The sequence below is a fragment of the Pedobacter sp. N23S346 genome, from assembly GCF_048515415.1.
Taxonomy (GTDB): domain Bacteria; phylum Bacteroidota; class Bacteroidia; order Sphingobacteriales; family Sphingobacteriaceae; genus Pedobacter.
Window position 1 is genome coordinate 22,442 of sequence record NZ_JBLYEE010000019.1, and the last position, 20,257, is coordinate 42,698.

Annotated in this window: 15 protein-coding genes; 8 read left to right on the forward strand and 7 right to left on the reverse strand. The window is 40.2% G+C overall.

All coding sequences use genetic code 11. The annotated features are described in order from the left end of the window. Window positions 1–120: 120 nt before the first annotated feature. From ACN1CD_RS22190 to ACN1CD_RS22200, 3 genes are all read right to left on the reverse strand, one after another. Window positions 121–927: a phytanoyl-CoA dioxygenase family protein gene (locus tag ACN1CD_RS22190; RefSeq protein WP_419132609.1), complete on the reverse strand. Its 807-nt coding sequence runs from the start codon at window positions 925–927 to the stop codon at window positions 121–123. Window positions 928–1,410: 483 nt separating this feature from the next. Next, on the reverse strand, window positions 1,411–2,415 hold the full coding sequence (locus tag ACN1CD_RS22195) for an SDR family oxidoreductase (RefSeq protein ID WP_419132610.1): 1,005 nt from the start codon (window positions 2,413–2,415) through the stop codon (window positions 1,411–1,413). 158 nt (window positions 2,416–2,573) lie between these two features. Then, window positions 2,574–4,439 (reverse strand): TonB-dependent receptor plug domain-containing protein, encoded by a 1,866-nt coding sequence (locus ACN1CD_RS22200; RefSeq protein ID WP_419132611.1) that lies wholly within the window; start codon window positions 4,437–4,439, stop codon window positions 2,574–2,576. A 43-nt stretch (window positions 4,440–4,482) separates the two neighbouring features. Here ACN1CD_RS22200 and ACN1CD_RS22205 point away from each other — a divergent pair, with 43 nt between their 5' ends. The 5 genes from ACN1CD_RS22205 to ACN1CD_RS22225 all read left to right on the forward strand — a co-directional run bounded on the left by ACN1CD_RS22205 (window position 4,483) and on the right by ACN1CD_RS22225 (window position 10,651). Next, window positions 4,483–5,985: a PLP-dependent aminotransferase family protein gene (locus ACN1CD_RS22205; protein ID WP_419132612.1), complete on the forward strand. Its 1,503-nt coding sequence runs from the start codon at window positions 4,483–4,485 to the stop codon at window positions 5,983–5,985. A gap of 291 nt (window positions 5,986–6,276) precedes the next feature. Further along, the gene (locus tag ACN1CD_RS22210) at window positions 6,277–6,756 is read left to right on the forward strand and encodes a hypothetical protein (RefSeq protein WP_419132613.1); all 480 of its coding nucleotides are present in this window, start codon (window positions 6,277–6,279) and stop codon (window positions 6,754–6,756) included. Between the two features lie 211 nt (window positions 6,757–6,967). Further along, window positions 6,968–7,111 (forward strand): hypothetical protein, encoded by a 144-nt coding sequence (locus ACN1CD_RS22215; RefSeq protein WP_419132614.1) that lies wholly within the window; start codon window positions 6,968–6,970, stop codon window positions 7,109–7,111. A 223-nt stretch (window positions 7,112–7,334) separates the two neighbouring features. Continuing rightward, a complete protein-coding gene (locus ACN1CD_RS22220) occupies window positions 7,335–9,371 on the forward strand; it encodes an ATP-binding protein (protein ID WP_419132615.1) in 2,037 nt (678 codons plus the stop codon). Window positions 9,372–9,607: 236 nt separating this feature from the next. Next, entirely contained in the window at window positions 9,608–10,651 is a 1,044-nt protein-coding gene (locus tag ACN1CD_RS22225) for an NAD(P)-dependent alcohol dehydrogenase (protein ID WP_419132616.1), read from the forward strand. Window positions 10,652–11,591: 940 nt separating this feature from the next. Here ACN1CD_RS22225 and ACN1CD_RS22230 read toward each other — a convergent pair. Next, window positions 11,592–12,275: a DUF4397 domain-containing protein gene (locus ACN1CD_RS22230; RefSeq protein ID WP_419132617.1), complete on the reverse strand. Its 684-nt coding sequence runs from the start codon at window positions 12,273–12,275 to the stop codon at window positions 11,592–11,594. Window positions 12,276–12,339: 64 nt separating this feature from the next. Next, window positions 12,340–12,786, reverse strand: coding sequence for a DUF2141 domain-containing protein (locus tag ACN1CD_RS22235; protein WP_419132618.1), 447 nt, complete (start codon window positions 12,784–12,786; stop codon window positions 12,340–12,342). A gap of 362 nt (window positions 12,787–13,148) precedes the next feature. Here ACN1CD_RS22235 and msrA point away from each other — a divergent pair, with 362 nt between their 5' ends. After that, window positions 13,149–13,640, forward strand: coding sequence for a peptide-methionine (S)-S-oxide reductase MsrA (msrA, locus tag ACN1CD_RS22240; RefSeq protein ID WP_419132620.1), 492 nt, complete (start codon window positions 13,149–13,151; stop codon window positions 13,638–13,640). A 41-nt stretch (window positions 13,641–13,681) separates the two neighbouring features. Here the strand turns inward: msrA and ACN1CD_RS22245 are convergent, their stop codons facing one another. Then, window positions 13,682–15,517, reverse strand: a complete 1,836-nt coding sequence (locus ACN1CD_RS22245; protein ID WP_419132621.1) for an ABC transporter ATP-binding protein — start codon at window positions 15,515–15,517, stop codon at window positions 13,682–13,684. 157 nt (window positions 15,518–15,674) lie between these two features. Here ACN1CD_RS22245 and ACN1CD_RS22250 point away from each other — a divergent pair, with 157 nt between their 5' ends. Beyond that, entirely contained in the window at window positions 15,675–16,010 is a 336-nt protein-coding gene (locus ACN1CD_RS22250) for a DUF805 domain-containing protein (protein ID WP_419132622.1), read from the forward strand. Window positions 16,011–16,503: 493 nt separating this feature from the next. Further along, entirely contained in the window at window positions 16,504–17,034 is a 531-nt protein-coding gene (locus ACN1CD_RS22255) for a DinB family protein (RefSeq protein ID WP_419132623.1), read from the forward strand. A gap of 62 nt (window positions 17,035–17,096) precedes the next feature. On the opposite strand, the gene ACN1CD_RS22260 is transcribed toward ACN1CD_RS22255, so the two are convergent. Then, on the reverse strand, window positions 17,097–20,246 hold the full coding sequence (locus ACN1CD_RS22260; RefSeq protein ID WP_419132624.1) for an efflux RND transporter permease subunit: 3,150 nt from the start codon (window positions 20,244–20,246) through the stop codon (window positions 17,097–17,099). Window positions 20,247–20,257: the final 11 nt, after the last annotated feature.

The window sequence follows — 20,257 nt, forward strand, 5'->3', positions numbered from 1 at the left end:
TGTTACAGGACGAATTAGTCTTCCACTAATTTTTTTCCGTAAAGACGTGATCAAGGTGATTTGACGCTTTAGTTTACCTGATCGCGCAAGATAACTCAAAAATAAGATTATTAGCATATCTTACTTAACTATTCCAGCAAAACGCTGGTAAAATACGGTTGGACTATTTTCGTTTTTAGGCGCATATTTCCCGGCGATGATAGGAATATAGATTACTCGTCTGCGGCTTTCTTCTCCACGAAGTGATGATTGTGCTACACGGTGCCAAAGTCTTCCATCATGAACCGTTAAGTCACCTGCTTCTGGTAAAATTGAAATTTCATTTTTATCAGCGCTGTTATCGATGAAATACCTTTTACGGAAAAGCATTTGATAAATGCTTTGTTTATGAGTACCCGGGATAATTTTTAAACCGCCGTTTGCTTCTGTCTGCGTACTCAAATGCACACCAACATTTAACATTGGATTTAACTTTCCACCATAAAAAATGTCTCTCAATCCATCGGTATGCCAGCCCATTTTGGTAAAACCACTTTCAGGACCGTTCACATAATGATTAAATACCATTCCATCTTTTTCCTCTATTCCCAACCTCGATTCATCACCGGCAAGTGGTAAAAGCGCAGATAACCTCGGATCCATCAATAATCCGCTTAACGTTTTATGGTGCTGATTGATAAAAGCGAAGCGCTGAACAATCTTTTCTCCATTAATATCTTTTCCATACTTAATTGGCACACCATTAATTTTACGAACATCTGCATTGATCCAATCTTTTTGAACCTCTTTAGATGCCTGGATTATAGAGTCTACCGTGGGCTTGGTAATGAAGTTTTTGAAATGGATAAATCCGTGAATATTGAAAAATTCGATCTGCTCCTCGGTGAGCTTTTCTGATAAGGTAAAGGTTGGATACGATGATGCCATGGAAGAAAAATTTTATTGTTGGAAATGATGAGTTGATTGAAAGATTAAGCGTAACAACAACACATTCGCATTTGCGATTGAAGCGGTGCTATCAAATAATAAAACAGGTTTGTTTTACTATACATAATCTATAGAATTAGTAGTGTACATTGCAAACTTAACATTTTTTTAATATTAAAGAGAACAATGTAACAATTTTTTTTCTAACTAAATTGGTGGTTTTAAATATTTAGCGATAGGCTCTCGCTAAAAAAGGGTTGTGTGGCTTGATGGAATTTAAGGTTTAAGCTTAAATTATGCCGTTCTAATGCGTTAAAATAATGATTTGTGGAAATAGACCATGAACAGATCCTAAAATACGATATATTTTCTTCTTACAATATTATGATTTTATACCAAAAGTAGATTGGTTCATTTTGATTGTGACATGTAAAATTAAGAATTGCATTAACCTTCAAGTATTGAAGGTTAATGCATCTCATGTTAAGGCTGACCAGACCCTCCGGCTGCGCCATAAATCTGACCAGTAGAGAAACTGGCGTCATTTGCGGCAAGTTGCACATAAATGGAAGCCAGCTCGGCTGGTTGACCAGGGCGACCCAGCGGTGTATCTTTCCCAAATGCTTTAAGCTTTTCTGGCGTAGATCCACCGCCCATTTGCAAAGGTGTCCAGATAGGTCCAGGAGCCACTCCATTCACACGAATGCCTTTCGGACCAAGTTGTTTTGCCAGGGACTTTACGAAGTTTGTAGTCGCTGCTTTAGTTTGTGCATAATCAAATAAATCTGGTGATGGATCTGTAGCTTGTACAGAAGTGGTACCAATGATCGAAGAACCTGGTTTTAAATAAGGCAGTGAAGCTTTGATGATCCAGAAAGGTGCATAAATATTGGTTTTAATGGTCCAGTCGAATTGCTCAGTTGTAATGTCTGCAATGGATGGGTTAGATTGCTGTCTGGCGGCATTGCTAATCACGATATCTAAACCGCCGAGTTGCCTGGCGGCTTCATCAACTAACTTTTTACAGAAGTTTTCATCTCTGATATCGCCTGGAATGGTAACTGCTTTTCTGCCTGCTTTTTTAATTAATTCGACCACTTCACGTGCATCTGGTTCCTCTTGTGGCAGATAATTAATGGCAACATCAGCGCCCTCGCGTGCATAGGCAATTGCTGCAGCTCTTCCCATACCAGAATCGCCGCCGGTAATGAGTGCTTTTCTTCCCATTAAACGTCCGGAACCTTTGTAGCTGGTTTCACCATGATCTGGTTTAGGATCCATTTTGCTGGATAATGCCGGCCAGGGTTGATCTTGATGGATGAAAGGTGGTCTTGGATATTTTGTGGTGGGATCCTGTAAATCTGCAGGACCAAAATTAACATCCGCCGGAGCGGCTGCATTGCTCAAAATAGGAGATGCTGCAACTGCAGCCATTGCTAAACTCAGGCCTCCCAAGGCCTTCCGTCTACTCATTTTATCATTTTCCATATGATGTTTTTCTATAGGTGTATCTTTAAAACCCAATCAATTTTTTTTGGTTTCAGATTTCTGTAAACAAGAAAACATCTAGTAGAACAGGACAATGATATTTCCAGGTGATATATTGATTATCATACCTGGAAATATTCTGTTTTTCACTTAATTTATTAGAAACTAACAAACTTCACTCCTAAACTTACCCAGCGAGAGGGCAGTGGAATGGCGCCAATTTCAACATACCGGGCATCCAGAATATTTTGCGCATCGAAGTAAATAGTGAATTTCTGAATAGACTGACTGATTCTAAAATCATTTACCCAATAGGATTTTCCTACTATCCGTTGGTTAAAACGTGTTGCCACTAAGAATGAAAGGTTCAGGTATTTAATATCAATGGTATTGGTAACCTGGTGCTTCAAAGAGGCAAGCTGGTACCTGGAAGAAATTCCAGCTTCCATATCTCCAAATTTAGAATCAAGATAAGAATAGGCTAGATTTACGTTCATTTTTGTATTCTGAGTAATGGCCAGATTATAGTTTGAACGGAAATTAATGCCCTTTGTAATCATTGTTCCGAGGTTATTGGCTTCAAATGGTTCTGTGCTTACCAACCTGGTATAATCGATGAAATTGCTGATTCTGCGGTAGAAAAAATTAGAATTGAAAGTGAAATCACCTTTCAAAAATTTAAATCCTATTTCGCTTTGGAATGCATTTTCTGGTGTAACATTGGGATTGCCAATGTTACCCGGACGCTGGTTCAGGTACAGATCGGTAAAAGAAGGAAGCCTTTGGCTGGTACCAATACTTCCAATAATTTTAAAGGCATCAACAATAGCATAACTTGCATCCAGGCCAGGATAGGCTTGCCACTTATAAGATGAATTGTAATTGACATAAGTGCCAAGATTAACATTTAATTTTTCAGTTAGAAACGTTCTGTACTGTGCATAAATCCCGACATTTTCACGTTGATGTTTGCCAATGTTAGAAGAATTAATGGCATCACTTCTCACTTCTGCACCCAGGCCTAATTCGCCCTTACTGGTTTTATATGAGCTGTTTACCTCTGCAGCGAAAGAATTTGTAGCGTGTTTACTAATGCCTGCATTAAGATTCGTGGTGCCAAAGTAGCGGTAATCGTCGAAATTATAACGATAACTCAATCTGGGCGTAAGGGTCCATTTATCAGAAAGCAAGTGTTTTGATTGTACAGATGCAAGCGTGGTTTGAACGGCTTCAGTTGAATTCCGGTCGCCAGGTGCGGCATAAAATCCATTGGCACCAAATTCATTTTTGGTATAGCCAAATGAGGTCATGATTTCATTTGCACTATCAATTTGGATATTTCCCTGGTAAAGGAGCTTTGTATTTTCGAATTGAGTATTAAAGCGGTAACCATTACTTTGATCACGTGAGCCAAAAATAGAATGCTGGTGACTTTTTTTACTTAACACCGCACCTGCCTGAACGCCGGCACCATAAAATGTTTTTCCACTACCTTCTGTGTTTTTTTCGAAGTTCGAGCCTGCATAAGAATCAATCAAGAAGCCTGATTTGGTGGGTTTCTTTGTGATAATGTTAATTGCGCCGGTTAAACTATTGATGCCATAAATCCGGGCTGCTGGTCCACGAACAATCTCAATCCGCTCAATGGCTTCTACCGGAATGGGTAAATTGAGCATGTTGTGAGCCGTTTGTGTATCAATAATTTTGATGCCGTTTAAAAATACAACCGTTTGTTCGAAACTTCCGCCATCGATGCTAATATCTGCCTGACTTCCGAAGGGGCCTCTTTGTCTGAGGTCGACGCCATTTGCATATTGCAGCAATTCCTGAATGGTACGGCCAGGCAGTTTAGCAATCATGGCCTTATCGATAATGTAAACGTTTCTGTTTTGTTTAGATATCGGGGTATTGAAACCATTCTCATTGATCACTACATCTTTAAATGTGATTACGGTATCTTGTTTTTGTTGAGCATACGCATTCGCACACCACAGTAGCGGTATTGCCAGGTAAATTTTTTTCATTCCTTATAAATTTCTGCAAAAATAGTACCTTGCCGTACCAGTAATGTATACCAGTTTAGATATAATGGATAGTCCGGTTCAAATTCCGTTTAAAAGTTTCATTCAACTTAAGGCAGACGATGCTACGCCCATTTATTTACAAATCATTTTTGAGTTTATTAAAGCGATTCAATTGGGTTTACTCCCGGAAGGAACCAAAATTCCTGGTACACGTATTCTCTGTAAGCTACTGGCTATTAATAGAAATACGCTGATTAAAGCTTTTCAGGATTTGGAATCTCAGGGTTTTATAGAAATCAGGCCGAATAAAGGGACATTTATCTTATCAGATCAGAAACAGCATCAAGCAAAAAGAGGCGTCTCGAAAGCAGTTGAAGTCCAGGTTCATCCCTTTACTTTTAAACATTCTTCGGTACTGGAAAGTCCGCTGGAGTGGAGTAACCTTCCGTTACAGTTTAATGATGGACTGCCAGATTTGCGGCTTATTTATACCGATATTCTGGCACGATTATACGTTTCGAAACTCAAACGACAGAAAATTCGCCAACCCTGGGAACAAATTCAAACCCAGTCTCATCAACATTTTAAAAAACAGTTTTTCAACTTTTTAAATTTAACCCGCGGCTTGCGGATTTCTGAGGCTAATTTAATCACCACCACCAGTCATGAAATAAGTTTATACCTGGTGGCAAAGGTGTTAATTTCAGCGGGAGATTATGTAGTAGTGGGTACGCCTGGGTATTATTTATCGAATATGACATTAACAGATAGCGGTGCGAAAATAGTACCAGTGTCTGTTGACGAAGAGGGGATTAATGTAGAAGCATTAAAAAAAGCTTGCGAAGCACAAACCGTCCGAATCGTTTACCTCACCTCGATTTATCATTATCCCAGCACAATTTCGCTCAGTGCTAAAAGGAGGATGGAAATTCTGGAACTGTCTAATCAGTATGGTTTTGTGATCCTGGAGGATGATTATGATTTTGACTTTCATTTAGATAATAATCCTATTTTGCCTTTGGCAGCGATCGATTCAAATGAGCGGGTGGTTTATATAGGGTCTTTTGCAAGATCATTACCAGCTGGTTTTGGTTATGGTTTTGTTGCAGCACCAGTAGCATTCATTAAAGAATTGGAGAAACACCTCAGTATTCTCGAACCTGGAATTGATGTGATTAAAGAGCAGGTATTAACGGATTGGATTCAGGATGGGGAGGTACACCGGCTTTCTAAAAAAAATAAAGTGATCTATAAGGAGCGCCGGGATCATTTTGTATCGCTGTTGAATGGTAAGTTGGGAAGTAGAATCCGGTTTAAAATACCCGCTAGAGGCCTTGCCATTTGGATAGAGTGGCTGGATAGCTTCAACCTAATCAAAATGCAGAAGAAATGTGCAGAGAATGGTTTGTTTTTGCCTAAAACAGTTTTGTATCAAAGTAAAAACTTTACCGCGACCCGTTTGGGGTTCGGGAGTTTGAATTTGCAGGAGATGGAGAAGGCTGTCGAAATTTTGGCGAAATCGCTTGATTTGGTAATTAATTCTTAGCCAGGGCCTATGGTGTGGTGGCTCACCAACCATTTTGTGTTTTATAATACGTTCGCTATTAATGAGCCAATGTTGCGATGGCTCACCAACCATTTTACCATCACTTTGGCTTTCCTCGGCTAGCCGCCGAATGGCTCTTACTTTTTTGCTTGATCAAAAAAGTAACAAAAAAATCAAGGCTTGGATCTGATGTTGGATTAGCGCGTCGAAATTTAAATTGCGGTAGCGCAAGGGCTCGATTTGGTCTGTAATAAAGATTTATTTTAAGGAGCCGTTCGCGCTACCTTGGGGTTGGGGTATTTGAAGGTGGGTGCAAAAATTTCAACGGCTTCTCCTTCCATCATCTCCTATGCCGGAGAGCAGGGTGTAGATAGCGGGTTGAAAATAGCAGGTTGCTTGTTGCAGGATGTGATGAATATTTTTTCTTGCGCCCTTTCCCTCCCGGGGAAAGGTGACGTTAGGCGGATAGGGGCCATTTTCCGCTGCGATGGCTTTCCTCGGCTGGCCGCCGAAGGGCTCTTACTTTTTTGCTTGATCAAAAAAGTAACAAAAAAATCAAGGCTTGGATCTGATGTTGGATTAGCGCGTCGAAATTTAAATGGCGGTAGCGCAAGGGCTCGATTTAATTATAATAAGGATTTGTTTTTAGGAGCCGTTCGCGCTACCTTGGGTTTGGGGTATTTGAAGCGGAAGTGCAAAAATTTCAACGGCTTCTCCTTCCATCATCTCCTATGCCGGATGAGCAGGATGCAGATAGCGGGTTGGAAATAGCAGGTTGCTTGTTGCAGGATGTGATGAATATTTTTTCTTGCACCCTTTCCCTCCCGGGGAAAGGTGCCGCTAGGCGGATAGGGGCCGTTTTTCCGCTGCGATGGCTTTCCTCGGCTGGCCGCCGAAGGGCTCTTACTTTTTTGCTTGATCAAAAAAGTAACAAAAAAATCAAGGCTTGGATCTGATGTCGGATTAGCGCGTCGAAATTTAAATGGCGGTAGCGCAAGGGCTCGATTTGGTCTGTAATAAAGATTTGTTTTTAGGAGCCGTTCGCGCTACCTTGGGTTTGAAGTATTTGAATGTGAGTGCAAAAATTTCAACGGCTTCTCCTTCCATCATCTCCTATGCCGGATAGCAGGGTGTAGATAGCGGGTTGGAAATAGCAGGTTGCTTGTTGCAGGATGTGATGAATATTTTTTCTTGCGCCCTTTCCCTCCCGGGGAAAGGTGCCGTCTGTATACACTAAGAATCTACATCTTTAAGGAATAAAAATACAATTGATAGAATAAAACTGCCACCGAAATTTATCGGAGCCGAATTCGAATGCTATATTTGAGCGAATATGATTCGTGAATTAAATGTCGTCTATACCCCAACTTCCTGATGAAATTGAACGCCTGAACGCGTTGGAATCCTACAATATACTGGATACACTGTCTGAACGTGAGTTTGATGACCTTACTGAGCTTTCTTCCATCATCTGCGGTACGCCAATAGCATTGGTAAGTTTGGTTGATAGAAACAGGCAATGGTTTAAATCCAGAAAAGGATTGGATGTTTCTGAAACACATAGAGATCATTCTTTTTGTGCACATGCAATAGAGAATCCATCTGAAATAATGGAAATTGAAGATGCTAAAAAAGACATTCGTTTCATGAATAATCCGCTGGTAACGGGGCAACCACACATTGCTTTTTATGCCGGTGTACCCTTAGTTAATGAAGATGGCTTTGCTATCGGGTCACTTTGCGTAATTGATTCAGTTACGCGAAAACTAACCGAGACACAACGATCTGCGCTGAAGATTCTGGCAAAACAGGTGATGGATAAAATGGAGTTACGCCGGAAGATCTCATCACTGGAGAAAGCAAAAAAACTCAATGCAGAATTACTCGAACGCTCCGTTTTAGGAGAGACTAGAAGTCATATGCTCATCCAGCAAGCACCCATAGCCATTATATTATTTAAAGGAGAAAATTTTAATATTGAAGCGGTTAATCCACCAATGTTGCGGCTTTTAGGTCAAAAAGACGATATTCTTCATCAGCCACTGCTCTCGGTAATTCCGGAACTTGATGGGCAAGAAGCTTATGCGCTATTGCATAAAGTTTTCGAAACCGGTGAAACAATATACGGTAAAGAGCAGCAGGTTAATCTCATTCATGATGGTGTAGAAACTACTGGTTATTTCAATTTTACCTATTGTCCCCTTACTGAAAACGGAAAAATTACAGGGGTAATTGATATGGCTATTGATGTAACTGAACAAGTTATATCTAGAAAAATGGTAGAAGAGGTGAGTCATGATTTACATGCATCTTATATTAAATTAGAGCAAAGTGAACAGAAACAAAGCAGTGCAATAGAACAGGCAAAACTCGGTACTTATACCATTGATGGTCTGTCAGGTAAAATGAGTGCTTCAGACAGACTGAAAGAAATTTTCGGATACAGAAGTGAGGAAGAAATGACTTATGAATCTGTAATAGGTCAGGTAAGTGCAGATTACAAGGCACAGGTTATTCAGGGGGTATGGAATGTGATTAAAGAGGGGCAAGTTTTTGATATGGAATATACCATCATCAAACGTAATGATGGCATGTTGCGGTGGGTAAAGTCTACCGGCAAACATTACAAAACAGAAGCTGATCCCCATGGACACTTTTCCGGAACCATCCTGGATATCACCGAAGAAAAGGAAGACGACATCAGAAAAGATGATTTTATCGGAATGGTTAGCCATGAACTGAAAACCCCGCTAACCTCATTAAAAGGATTTGTGCAGTTGTTACAGCTTAAAGCGAAGAAAATAGACGATTCACTCACCAAAAACATTTTAGATAAGGCCGACAAGCAGATTACTAAAATGACACGGATGATTAATGGCTTCCTCAATGTATCACGACTTGAATCCGGGAAAATCCATATTGAAAAAGAACGGTTTGATATAAAGGATTTAATCGAAGAGATTGAAGATGATACGATTTCTAATGCTGACGGACATACGATTATTTTCGATCCGGTAGAAACAGCATGGGTAAATGCAGATAAAGATAAAATTGGACAAGTAATTAATAATTTTATCAGCAATGCCTTGAAATATTCGCCTATGGGCACTGAAGTAAGGGTATCCTGCATTTCAGATAAGCATGGTTCTGTAGTGAGTGTTCGCGATGAAGGAATGGGAATTGAAGAATCTGATATTGCACACCTGTTCAAGCGTTATTATCGTGTGGAAAAACACAATACAAAATCAATAGCAGGTTTTGGAATAGGCCTTTACCTCTGTGCAGAAATTATGAAAAGGCATAATGGAAAAATCTGGGTAGAAAGTGAAATTAATAAAGGGTCTGTTTTTCATTTTAGCCTTCCTGCTATTCCGGCGTTAAGCTAATCTACTTCTATATTTCATGATTTTCTTTTCAAATGCCTACCATTTCCGGTTAGGTCAATGTTCGGTTTCGTATAGCTTCTCGTTTATTGTATCCTGTCACTGAAAATTTAAAGTGTTAAGGTTGATTGCCTTATCTATGCTGCTTTAAATAATGAATTAACACCGACATTTCTTTTCAAATATCAACACCAGATTGATTTATATTTGTTAATAGCATTAAATAATATAGATATTTTATGATAGCAACAAAAGGATATGCGGCAAAAAATGCCGAAACAGACCTGGCTCCATGGGAATTTGAACGCCGTGAGGTTGGACCACATGATGTACAGTTTGAAATACTTTTCTGTGGAGTATGCCATTCTGATTTACATCAAATTAGAAATGATTGGTTTCCAGGGATTTTCCCAATGGTACCGGGTCATGAAATCGTTGGACGTGTGATCCAGGTTGGTGATCATGTAACGAAATTTAAAGTTGGTGATCTTGCGGGTACAGGTTGTATGGTAGATTCTTGTCAGGTTTGCGAAAACTGTAAGCAAGACTTAGAACAGTATTGCCTGGAAGGAAATACACAAACTTATAATGGAATGGAGCGTGATGGTTCGATGCCAACTTATGGTGGTTATTCGAATAATATTGTAGTAAGAGAAGAATTTGTATTGCATATTTCTGATAAATTAAATCTGGCAGCCGTTGCACCATTATTGTGTGCAGGAATTACCACTTATTCGCCATTGAGACACTGGAAAGTGGGTAAAGGACATAAACTTGCTGTTTTAGGTTTAGGTGGTTTAGGACACATGGCTGTGAAATTTGGTGTAGCCTTTGGTGCTGAAGTAACTGTTTTAAGTACTTCACCAAAAAAAGAAGAAAATGCCAGAGAATTAGGTGCACATCACTTTGTGGTCACTACAGATCCAGATCAGATAGCTGCTGCAAAGGGTACATTTGACTTTATTTTGGATACTGTTTCTGCAGAGCATGATTTTAATATGTACCTGTCGCTTTTAAGAACAAATGGAACGCACATCTGTGTAGGTGTTCCACCAAAACCAGCAGAAATTGCAGCTTTCAGTTTATTGGGCGGGCGTAAAAGCTTAGCAGGTTCGGGAATTGGTGGTATTGCCGAAACTCAGGAAATGCTTGATTTCTGTGCAGAACACAATATTGTATCGGATATTGAAATGATTGATATGAAAGATATTCACCAAGCCTATGAACGGATGGAAAAAGGTGATGTTAGGTATCGTTTCGTAATCGATATGGCTACATTATAAGATTTGATAGATTGTTGATCAGATATGTAAGAAAATCTGATTAAAAAAGTCGAAATTACGATAAACGAGGGATGACCAAATGGTTATCCCTCGTTTTATTTATAAACTAACTTGCGAAGTTTCAAGGGCCTTAAGTATGGCAGAACTTCGCCAGTTTTTATAGGGAATGATTTTGGGAAAAGTTTGGTTAGAGGGTTAGAAGTTTAGAGGGTTAGAGTTAGAAAGCTCTACAGATTTCTTTTTAGACTTACGAAGTTTCCCCGGCTCGTAATCCATCAAAACTTCGTAAGTCGGGGGTTAACTTGCGAAGTTTCAAGGGCCTTAAGCGTGGCAGAACTTAGTCAGTTTTATCGGGAATGATTTTGGAAAAAAAGTTTGGTTAGGGGTTATGAGTTTAGGGGGTTAGGTAGTTAGTAAAACAAAGGGGTTCTGTAGATCCTCTTATAGACTGACGAAGTTTCCCCGGCACACAACCCATCAAAACTTCGTAAGTCGGGGGATTAACTTGCGAAGTTTCAAGGGCCTTAAGCGTGGCAGAACTTCTCCAGTTTTTATGGGGAATGATTTTGGGAAAAATGGTTAGGGGGTTATGGAGTTTAGGGGGTTAGGTAGTTAGAAAACGAAGGGACTCAGTAGATACTCATTATAGACTTACGAAGTTTCCCCGGCGCGCAACCCATTAAAACTTCGTAAGTCGGGGATTAACTTGCGAAGTTTCAAATGTCTTAAGCGTGGCAGAACTTCACCAGTTTTATGGAGAATGATTTTGGGAAAAGTTTGGTTAGAGGGTTAGAAGTTTAGTGGGTTAGAGTTAGAAAGCTCTACAGATTTTTTTTAGACTGACGAAGTTTCCCCGGCGCTCAACCCATTAAAACTTCGTAAGTCAAGGAAAACAAAATGCCCCCTCCAAAGGTGCGGCGTGGGCATCTGGAAAACCATATTAATTATGGGCAACTTTCTGAACATTAAGTGTAGCATCTGTAGATCCCGTAAGGTAAATGGAATAAATCTTACCAGATTCTAAGCCTGTTACTTCAAAATTTCCTACTGTGCCTCTCAAGGCTGTTCCTACAAGTCTTAGGGCTAATGTTCCAGGGTTTACATCCTGGTATCCGCTGTCGGTATATCTGCTGATATTGGTGACCAGATTATCACCAGATGAATTTCTGATGTTGATATCAGAGGGAGCTGCATCACTGAGGTGAACAAATTTAACCCTGGCTCTTCCACTGGCTGGTAAGGAAAGGTTATCCTTAAATGATTTTACTTTGCGTGAAGAACCTTCGCCGACCAAATAGGTGGTAAACCTCACGCCATTGTCTGTGTACAGTTCACCGGTTGCAGTAACCGATCCGCTCGGCTCACTTTTGTATTCGGCTACTAGCCTTGTTCCGGATGTGGTAGAGATATATGCAGAGGCGTCTCCATAGTTGAGTCCGCCAATAAGCAGTTGGCCAGCAAGTGTGAAACTTTGCGGACCAGAACTTTGCGAGGCATTTACAACTTTAAGATCAAAAGATTCAGAAGGATCAAGGTCGTTCTTTTCACAAGATGAGAGTGCAATCACTGCGAAAAGTAAGGCTGCACAAAGGCAAATTTTACTGTAAACTGAATTTGTTTTCATGATGGTATTTTTTAAGGTGTTTCTAAAATTTTAATCGCCTGTAAGTTGACGGCGGCGCATTTGGCTACATGTATTTTGTCTTTATTTCTACTACGCTGCTACCAGGTTTCAATTCGAACTTAAACTCATTGAAAGCTGGTTTTTTCATTTTCGTCATGAAGAAATTCGAAAAACCAAAGCCCTCCTTCGGAATGCCCATAAAGTTTTTTTCCAGCTTTCCGTTTCCATTTTCATCATCAATAAGGGTGATGCCATATATCCCGGTGGCAACGGTACCCTTTACCATCAGCACCCCATTTGATATTGCTTTTTTATCAAAACTTAAGGTGGTGTAGGGTTGCTGTTTCTCATAACTTGCCTCGTCTTTGAAAACATTAAGTATGATTTTTCCTTTCGCCGAACGGATGTCACTCACTTTAACCCGTAATTCCTGGCTTTGTGCCTGAGCGGTGGAAAATATAAGCTGAATGCAGCTAAACAATAGGATGGGTAAAAACCTGTTCTTTTTCATTATTTTACGATTTAATTGAAATTATCTTTCACGAAGGTAGGTTCACCGATGTCTGACGGCCAGAGGAAATACGTTGAAGCGGCCAAAATCGGATGCGAATGCTATTTTAACTTAGCTCAACAACTGAAGGTTGTAGTGGCAAATATTAGATTAGGGCTGCCAGCGAATTTGGCAACGCAGACTGAAAATAGAATTCAGGTGCCATTATTTTTAATTAAACTTTATTTTATTTAGTGTGTTTCAATTTTAAGCCATTGAAGAATTTAAATGTTCGCATTCGGCAATAAGGGCGTCATTTCAATGATCAAAATTTCTGTTTTACACAGGAGTGCCTTAACTTTAATTAATAAATTGATATCAATATGAATACAGAAAAAGCCATTCTTGCTGGCGGTTGCTTTTGGGGTGTAGAAGAATTGATCCGAAATCAGCCCGGCGTAATCTCTACAGTGGTAGGCTACACCGGTGGCGATGTTCCGAATGCTACTTACCGAAACCATGGTACACACGCTGAGGCGATAGAAATTGTTTTTGATCCGGAGATCTTATCATACAGGAAATTACTAGAATACTTTTTTCAAATCCACGATCCTACAACTAAAAACAGACAAGGAAATGATGTGGGAACATCTTATCGTTCTGCAATTTTCTTCGAAAGTGAGAAGCAACGAGAAACTGCAGTTGAACTTATTGCAGAAATGGATAACTCCGGCATTTGGCCAGGTAAAGTGGTAACCGAAGTAGTACCGGAGGTTGATTTTTGGAATGCTGAGGAAGACCATCAGAATTATCTCCAAAAAATCCCATATGGTTATACCTGTCATTTCGAAAGACCGGAATGGAAGTTGAATTAAGCTAAAAAAGGAAAGTTTGTTTATTGCAAACTTCCTTTTTTTTATTGATAGCCTTTGGCCTGCAGGTTAAATAGTTCGGCATATCTTCCCTCTTTTTCCAGCAGTTCAGCATGTGTACCCGATTCTAATAGGGTTCCCTCGTCTAAAACCAAAATCCGGTCGGCCAGCCTAGCGGTAGAAAAGCGATGTGAAATCAATACTGCTGATTTTCCTTTTGTTAATTCTGCAAATCGTTGAAAAACTTCGTATTCAGCCCTCGCATCTAAGGCAGCAGTGGGTTCATCGAGGATTAAAACCTGTGCGTTTTTCATATACGCCCTTGCCAGGGCTACTTTTTGCCATTCGCCGCCAGAAAGTTCTATGCCATCATTAAATTTTCTACCTAACCACTGTTCGTATGCGCCGGGTAGTTTATCCGCCAGTTGGTCTGCGAGACTCTCCTCAGCTGCTTTTTTCACCAGTTCTCGGTTGTCAATCTCTTTGATGTTACCAACTGCAATATTTTGATAGAAAGTCATCTGATAGCGGATGTAATCCTGGAAAATGATCCCAAGGTTATGCCTTAAATCATCTAAATCATAAGATTTTAAGTCCTTTCCATCCAATAAAATCCGCCCTTCAGTAGGATCATATAACCTCGCCAGAAGCTTCACTAATGTTGTTTTTCCAGCTCCGTTTTCGCCCACAAGCGCCAATTTTTCTCCCGGCCGAAGTTCGAAACTCAGGTTTCTATTGGCCCACCTTACGGAGTTGTGGTACTGAAAGCCGACATTTTCAAAAACGAAGCCGGTTTTAATAGGGTTTGGAAATGGAATGGCATTTTCTGGTTTCGTAATTTTTGGTTTGATTTCAAAAAAGTCGATAAAATCATTCAGGTAAATGGCACCTTGAGATACGATGGTAAACCTGGATAACATGGTTTCCATTAAACCACTTAACTGACGGAATGAACCTGCCAGAAAAGTTAAACTCCCTACAGTAGATTTTCCGGAAACGGTATTGTAAATGATAAAACCGTAAGCCGCATAATAGCCGAGCGTGCCTAACACAGAAAAAAAGGTTCCCCAACCAGCGCGCCTGACGGCAAGTTTGCTATTATCTGCATAAAATTTATCAGATAACATTTTAAATCGACTGATTACAAAATCTGAAAGGCCGAATATCTTCACTTCCTTGGCCGTTTCATCACTGGCGCCCAGATAACGCAGGTAATCCAACTCCCTTCGTTCTGGTGTCTGACTTCTGGATAGTGCATAATTTTTACTGTTGAAATATGATTCGCCCAAAAAAGAGGGAATAATGGCGAGCAACAACAAAAGAATTAACCACGGATTAAAGGCGATTAATCCGGTAAGTAGAAAGGCCATCGAAATAAAATCCTGAATCTGGCTCATTACTTGCGACAACAATATCGTTCTGCCAACAGTTTGCTGGCGCGCCCGTTCCAGTTTATCATAAAAAACAGAATCTTCAAACTGATCTAAATCCAATGTTGCAGCATGTTTCATGATGCGCATGGAGGTGTAATTAGAAAACAAATCGCCTAGCAAACTATCGGTTAAGTTGATCATCCGGTTTAATCCATCAGTAAGAATGGCCAGCCCAAACTCTAAACCCACCAGTTCCCAGAGTTTTTGCATATCGCCATTACCTGCCTGGCCGTTTAACATCACTACCTCATCAATTATGAGCTTGCCTACATACAATAAGGCCACTGGCATGGCCGATCGTAAAATGCGCAAGATAAAACTGATCGCGGTTTTGCGTGGACTGCTTTTCCAAACCAGCTTAAAAAAATCAGGAAGGTTTTTAAGCGAGGAGAGCCGGTCTTTAAATGATATATTTTCTGTAGGGAAGGTATTCCTGTTTTTTGCCATTTGTAGAAGGAGAATTGCAAAGCTAATGTTATTGCTATATTTTGAGGTAGCACTATAGTAATTTCTTGAGAATTGTTCAGTTCGTTTTTGATGAAACCGATTGAAGTTTGGGATAAATATCTTATTTTAGGATTTCAAAAAGTATCTAACGATTCTCATGTTCAAAGCTGTTTTTTCTTTTAAAGGTCGCATTCGCCGTACCGAATATGTCTTAACTCAGATTTTTTATTTGATCTGCTTGTACTCAATTATTGCCATAGCAGAAACTGAAGGGAGCGAGCCTTTCAGCTTGCTTTTGCTAATTCCGATCTATATCCTTATTGCACAAACGGCAAAGCGCTGCCACGATCGTGGAAGTTCAGGCTGGTTTATGCTGGTTCCGTTCTATGGGATTATCCTTCTGTTTGGAGCTGGTGATTATGGTCCGAATGAATATGGAGATAATCCAAAAGGTGAGGGAAATGAAAGACAATCAGCAGAGCATTATAACTGAGTTAAATTCTATTTTATTGGTTCGGGAATCTATTGGTGAAATACCAATTTGTTTCGTTGAGGTATTAAAAAGAATGTTTGAGGTATTACTTTCTATTTAATTGGTTCGGGAATCTATTGATGAAGTACTAATTTGTATCGCTGAGGTATTAAAAAGAATGTTTGAGGTATTACTTTCTATTTAATTGCTTCAAGAATCTATTTATGAGGTATTAATTTGTATCGTTGAGGTATTAAAAAGAATGTTTGAGGCACTACTTTCTATTTGATTGGTTCGAGAACCTATTTATGAGGTACCAATTTGTATCGTTGAGGTATTAAAAAGAACGTTTGAGGTACTACTTTCTACTTCATTGCTTCGAGAATCTTTTGATGAGGTATTAATTTGTATCGTTGAATTAATAAAACGGAGTTCAATTTACAAGCCTGATCTTAAAAGTTGATGATTTAAATAAATTCTAAATCTTAATTTTGACAAGGTAAAACCAAATCATATGAAAATCGCAAAATTATTAACCAGTGCATTTATGCTACTTGCTGTGATGACCACTGCCCGGGCACAAACTACACCAACAGATTTATTAAAAGAGTGGGAACGGGCTAAAGCTTATACAAAAGATTATTTAGAGGCCATGCCCGAAACTGGCTATGCTTTGAAGCCAACCCCGGTAATGCGTTCTTTTGCAGAACAAATGTTGCATTTAGGTGCCGATAACTATGTGTTTGCTGCCGCTGCTATGGGTGTGAAAAGCCCGGAAGGAACGGATCAGCTCGAGAAAACGAGTGAAAAAACGAAAGCTGCGGTAACTAAAAATGTACTGGCAAGCTATGACTATGTGATTGATACCATCAAAAAAATGAGTGCAGCACAATTAAATGAAAAGGTGAAGCTTTTTGATCGCTTTGAGTTGAGCCGTGAGTTGGCGCTAGGCAAAGCCTTCGAACATCAAACACACCACCGCGGACAAACAACTGTTTATCTCCGCCTTGCAGGGGCAACTCCGCCACAAGAAAAATTATTTTAATAAATTAAGCCATTAATCCTTCAAGAATTAATGGCTTAATTTTTAAATATTAGCCTTTTTAGCTAGTTGTTTAGATTCATTATTTCCACATGGCCTGGATTAATTCTCTGAACCTTTTTCTTGTACGACCAATAGAACACAATCGGATAAACAAAAAGGTTAAATAATGTATTGGTAATTAAGCCCCCAATAACCACAATGGCGAGGGGTTTTGAAGCTTCCGAACCAATTCCGGTAGATAATGCTGCTGGCATTAATCCGATAGCGGCCATCAATGCCGTCATTAAAACGGGCCTGAATCGGCTGGCAATCCCATCACGCATGGCATCGGTAAATGTCCAGTTCTCGTGGTGTTTTAAATCTGCAATGTTAGATTTAAACTTGGTAATCAAAATCACGCCATTTTGCACGCAGATTCCAAATAAGGCAATGAAACCAATTCCTGCAGAAATATTAAAGTTTACACCAGCCGCCAGCAGTGCCAAAATGCCGCCAATCATGGCGAAGGGTACATTGTTTAATACCAATAACGCATCGCGGATATTCCCGAAAAGAACAAACAGGATGAAAAAGATGAGTAATAAACTTACCGGAACGGCTTGCGATAAACGCGAGATGGCCCGTTGCTGGTTTTCAAAATCTCCTGCCCATTCCAGTTTATATTCCTTCGGAAGTTTGATGGCAGCATTCACTTTTTGCTGTGCTTCTGCAATTACACTTCCCATATCTCTTCCCCTGATGGAGAATTTGATGGCGCCGTAACGTTTGTGTTTGTCGCGGTAAATCATACTTGGCCCCGTAATTTTGCTGATGCTCGAAATCTCTGCCAGTTGTACGTTGGAACCGGATAATGTCGGAATCCTCAGTTTGCCAATCGAACTTTCGTTATTTCTGAAATCTTCCGGGTAGCGGATAATCAGGTCGAATTTCCGTTCCCCTTCGTAAATCTGCGTGGCGGCCTTCCCGCCAATGGCCATTTCAATTACGGCATTGGCATCGGCTGTGCTCATCCCGTAAAGGGCCATTTTTTTTTGATCGAGGTTGATCTGCAACTCCGGCTGACCCAGGTTCCGCAAAATCCCCAGGTCTTCAATGCCATCAACGGTTTTTAAAATCTTTTCAATTTTTTCTTCTTCCTGCTCAATAAATTCGAAGTTTTCGCCAAACATTTTCACCACGATAGAACCCTTAACGCCAGAAACTGCTTCTTCCACATTATCAGAAATGGGCTGAGAAAAGTTTAGGCTGATGCCGGGGAAACCATTCAGCTTTTCCTGCATCCGCTCAATCAGCTGTTCTTTACTTTGTTTGCGTCTCCATTCCTTCCGTGGGTAGATATCCACATGAAATTCCATATTGTAAAATCCGGTGGCATCTGTTCCATCATTTGGCCTGCCGGTTTGCGACATCACCTGTTTTACTTCCTCAAAACTCAAAAAAATCTTTCTCATATCGTTTGAAAGTTTCTTCGTTTCATCCAAAGAGATGCTGAGCGGACCCGTTGCCCTGACATAAATAGAGCCTTCATCCAGACTAGGCAAAAACTCAGTGCCCAGAAATTTGAAACTGAAGGCACCCATTACCAGTACGATAATGGAAATGGTAAACACCAGTTTTTTCCGGTTGAAACAATGATCATAAAATTTCAGCGTGGCTTTGGTAATCCATTCTAAAAAGACATTGTGTTTTTCTTTCACATTCTTTTTCAGCAATACACTGGCCATGGCTGGTACGAGCGTAAAGGTTAAAATTAATGCGCCCAATAAGGCGAAACTTAATGTCCAGGCGAGGGGAGAGAACATTTTTCCTTCTACTTTTTCGAAAGTAAAAATGGGCAACAATCCGGTAATGATGATCAGCTTTGCAAAAAGGATTCCCTTTCCATTTTCAAGACTGGCTTTTTTAATAAAACCAAGTTTACTCATTTTATTGAAACGTTCCATGCCGATTTTTTTTGCCTTCATATCAAGCGTAACAAAAATCCCTTCAACCATTACCACGGCACCATCAATGATAATCCCGAAGTCGATCGCCCCCATAGAGAGTAAATTTGCGGGCATCCCTTTCAGCTTCAGGCAAATAAAGGCGAATAGTAAGGCTAGTGGAATAATGATGGAAACAATCAGGGTGGTGCGCCAATCGGCCATGAAAAGGAATACAATTAGGGTAACGAACAAAATCCCTTCGAGCATGTTGCCCATTACTGTGTGAACGGAATAATTAACCAGGTCTTCGCGGTCATAAAAAGCTTTGATTTTCACATCATCCGGTAGGATACTGCTGTTAATCACCTCAATTTTTTCTTTTAAACGGCTGATCACCTCGCTCGGGTTTCCGCCTTTACGCATCACTACAATTCCTTCCACCACATCAGGATCTCGATCTCTACCCACCTGACCGAGTCTCGGTAAAGCGGATTCCGCAACATCAGCAATGGTTTTGACGTAAATGGGCGTTCCATTAATGTTATCTACCACCACATTCCTGATTTCGTCGATGTTATTCAGCACACCAATTCCTCGTACGACGTACGCCTGGCCACTTTGTACAATTACATCACCACCAACGTTGATATTGCTTTTAGAAACTGCTTCGAAAAGTTCGGTAGCGGTTACTCCATATTGAATTGATTTTTGTGGATCAACGGTGATTTGATACGTTTTTACTTCTCCGCCGAAACTCACCACATCGGCAATGCCAGAAACTGAAAGTAACTCGCGTTGAATTACCCAGTCTTGCAGGGTTTTCAACTCCCGAACAGTCTTGGTGTCGCTGGTTAAGGTATAGCGAAAAATCTCGCCAGTTGGCCCATAAGGCGGTTGCACTTCCGGTTGAATACCTTCTGGAAGATCGGCCTCCTCCAGGTGATTATTCACCTGAACCCGGGCTTCGGCATAATCTACATCATCCTCGAAACTTACTTTAACAATTGATAAACCAAAAAGCGAGGAAGAACGAATACTGGTCCTTTTTTCGGTTGGGTTCATCGCAATTTCTAAAGGGCGACTTACAAATTTTTCTACCTCTTCGGCACTTCTGCCGGGCCATTGGGTAATGATGGTGATGTTGGTATTGGTCACATCAGGAAATGCATCAATAGTGGTGTTTTTAAAACTTAAGTAACCAGCGAGTACAAGGATGAAAGTTGCAAAGAAAATAAAATATTTATTCTTCAGCGCAAAGCCAATAATGCTTTTGATGAAACTATTCATAAAAGGAAATT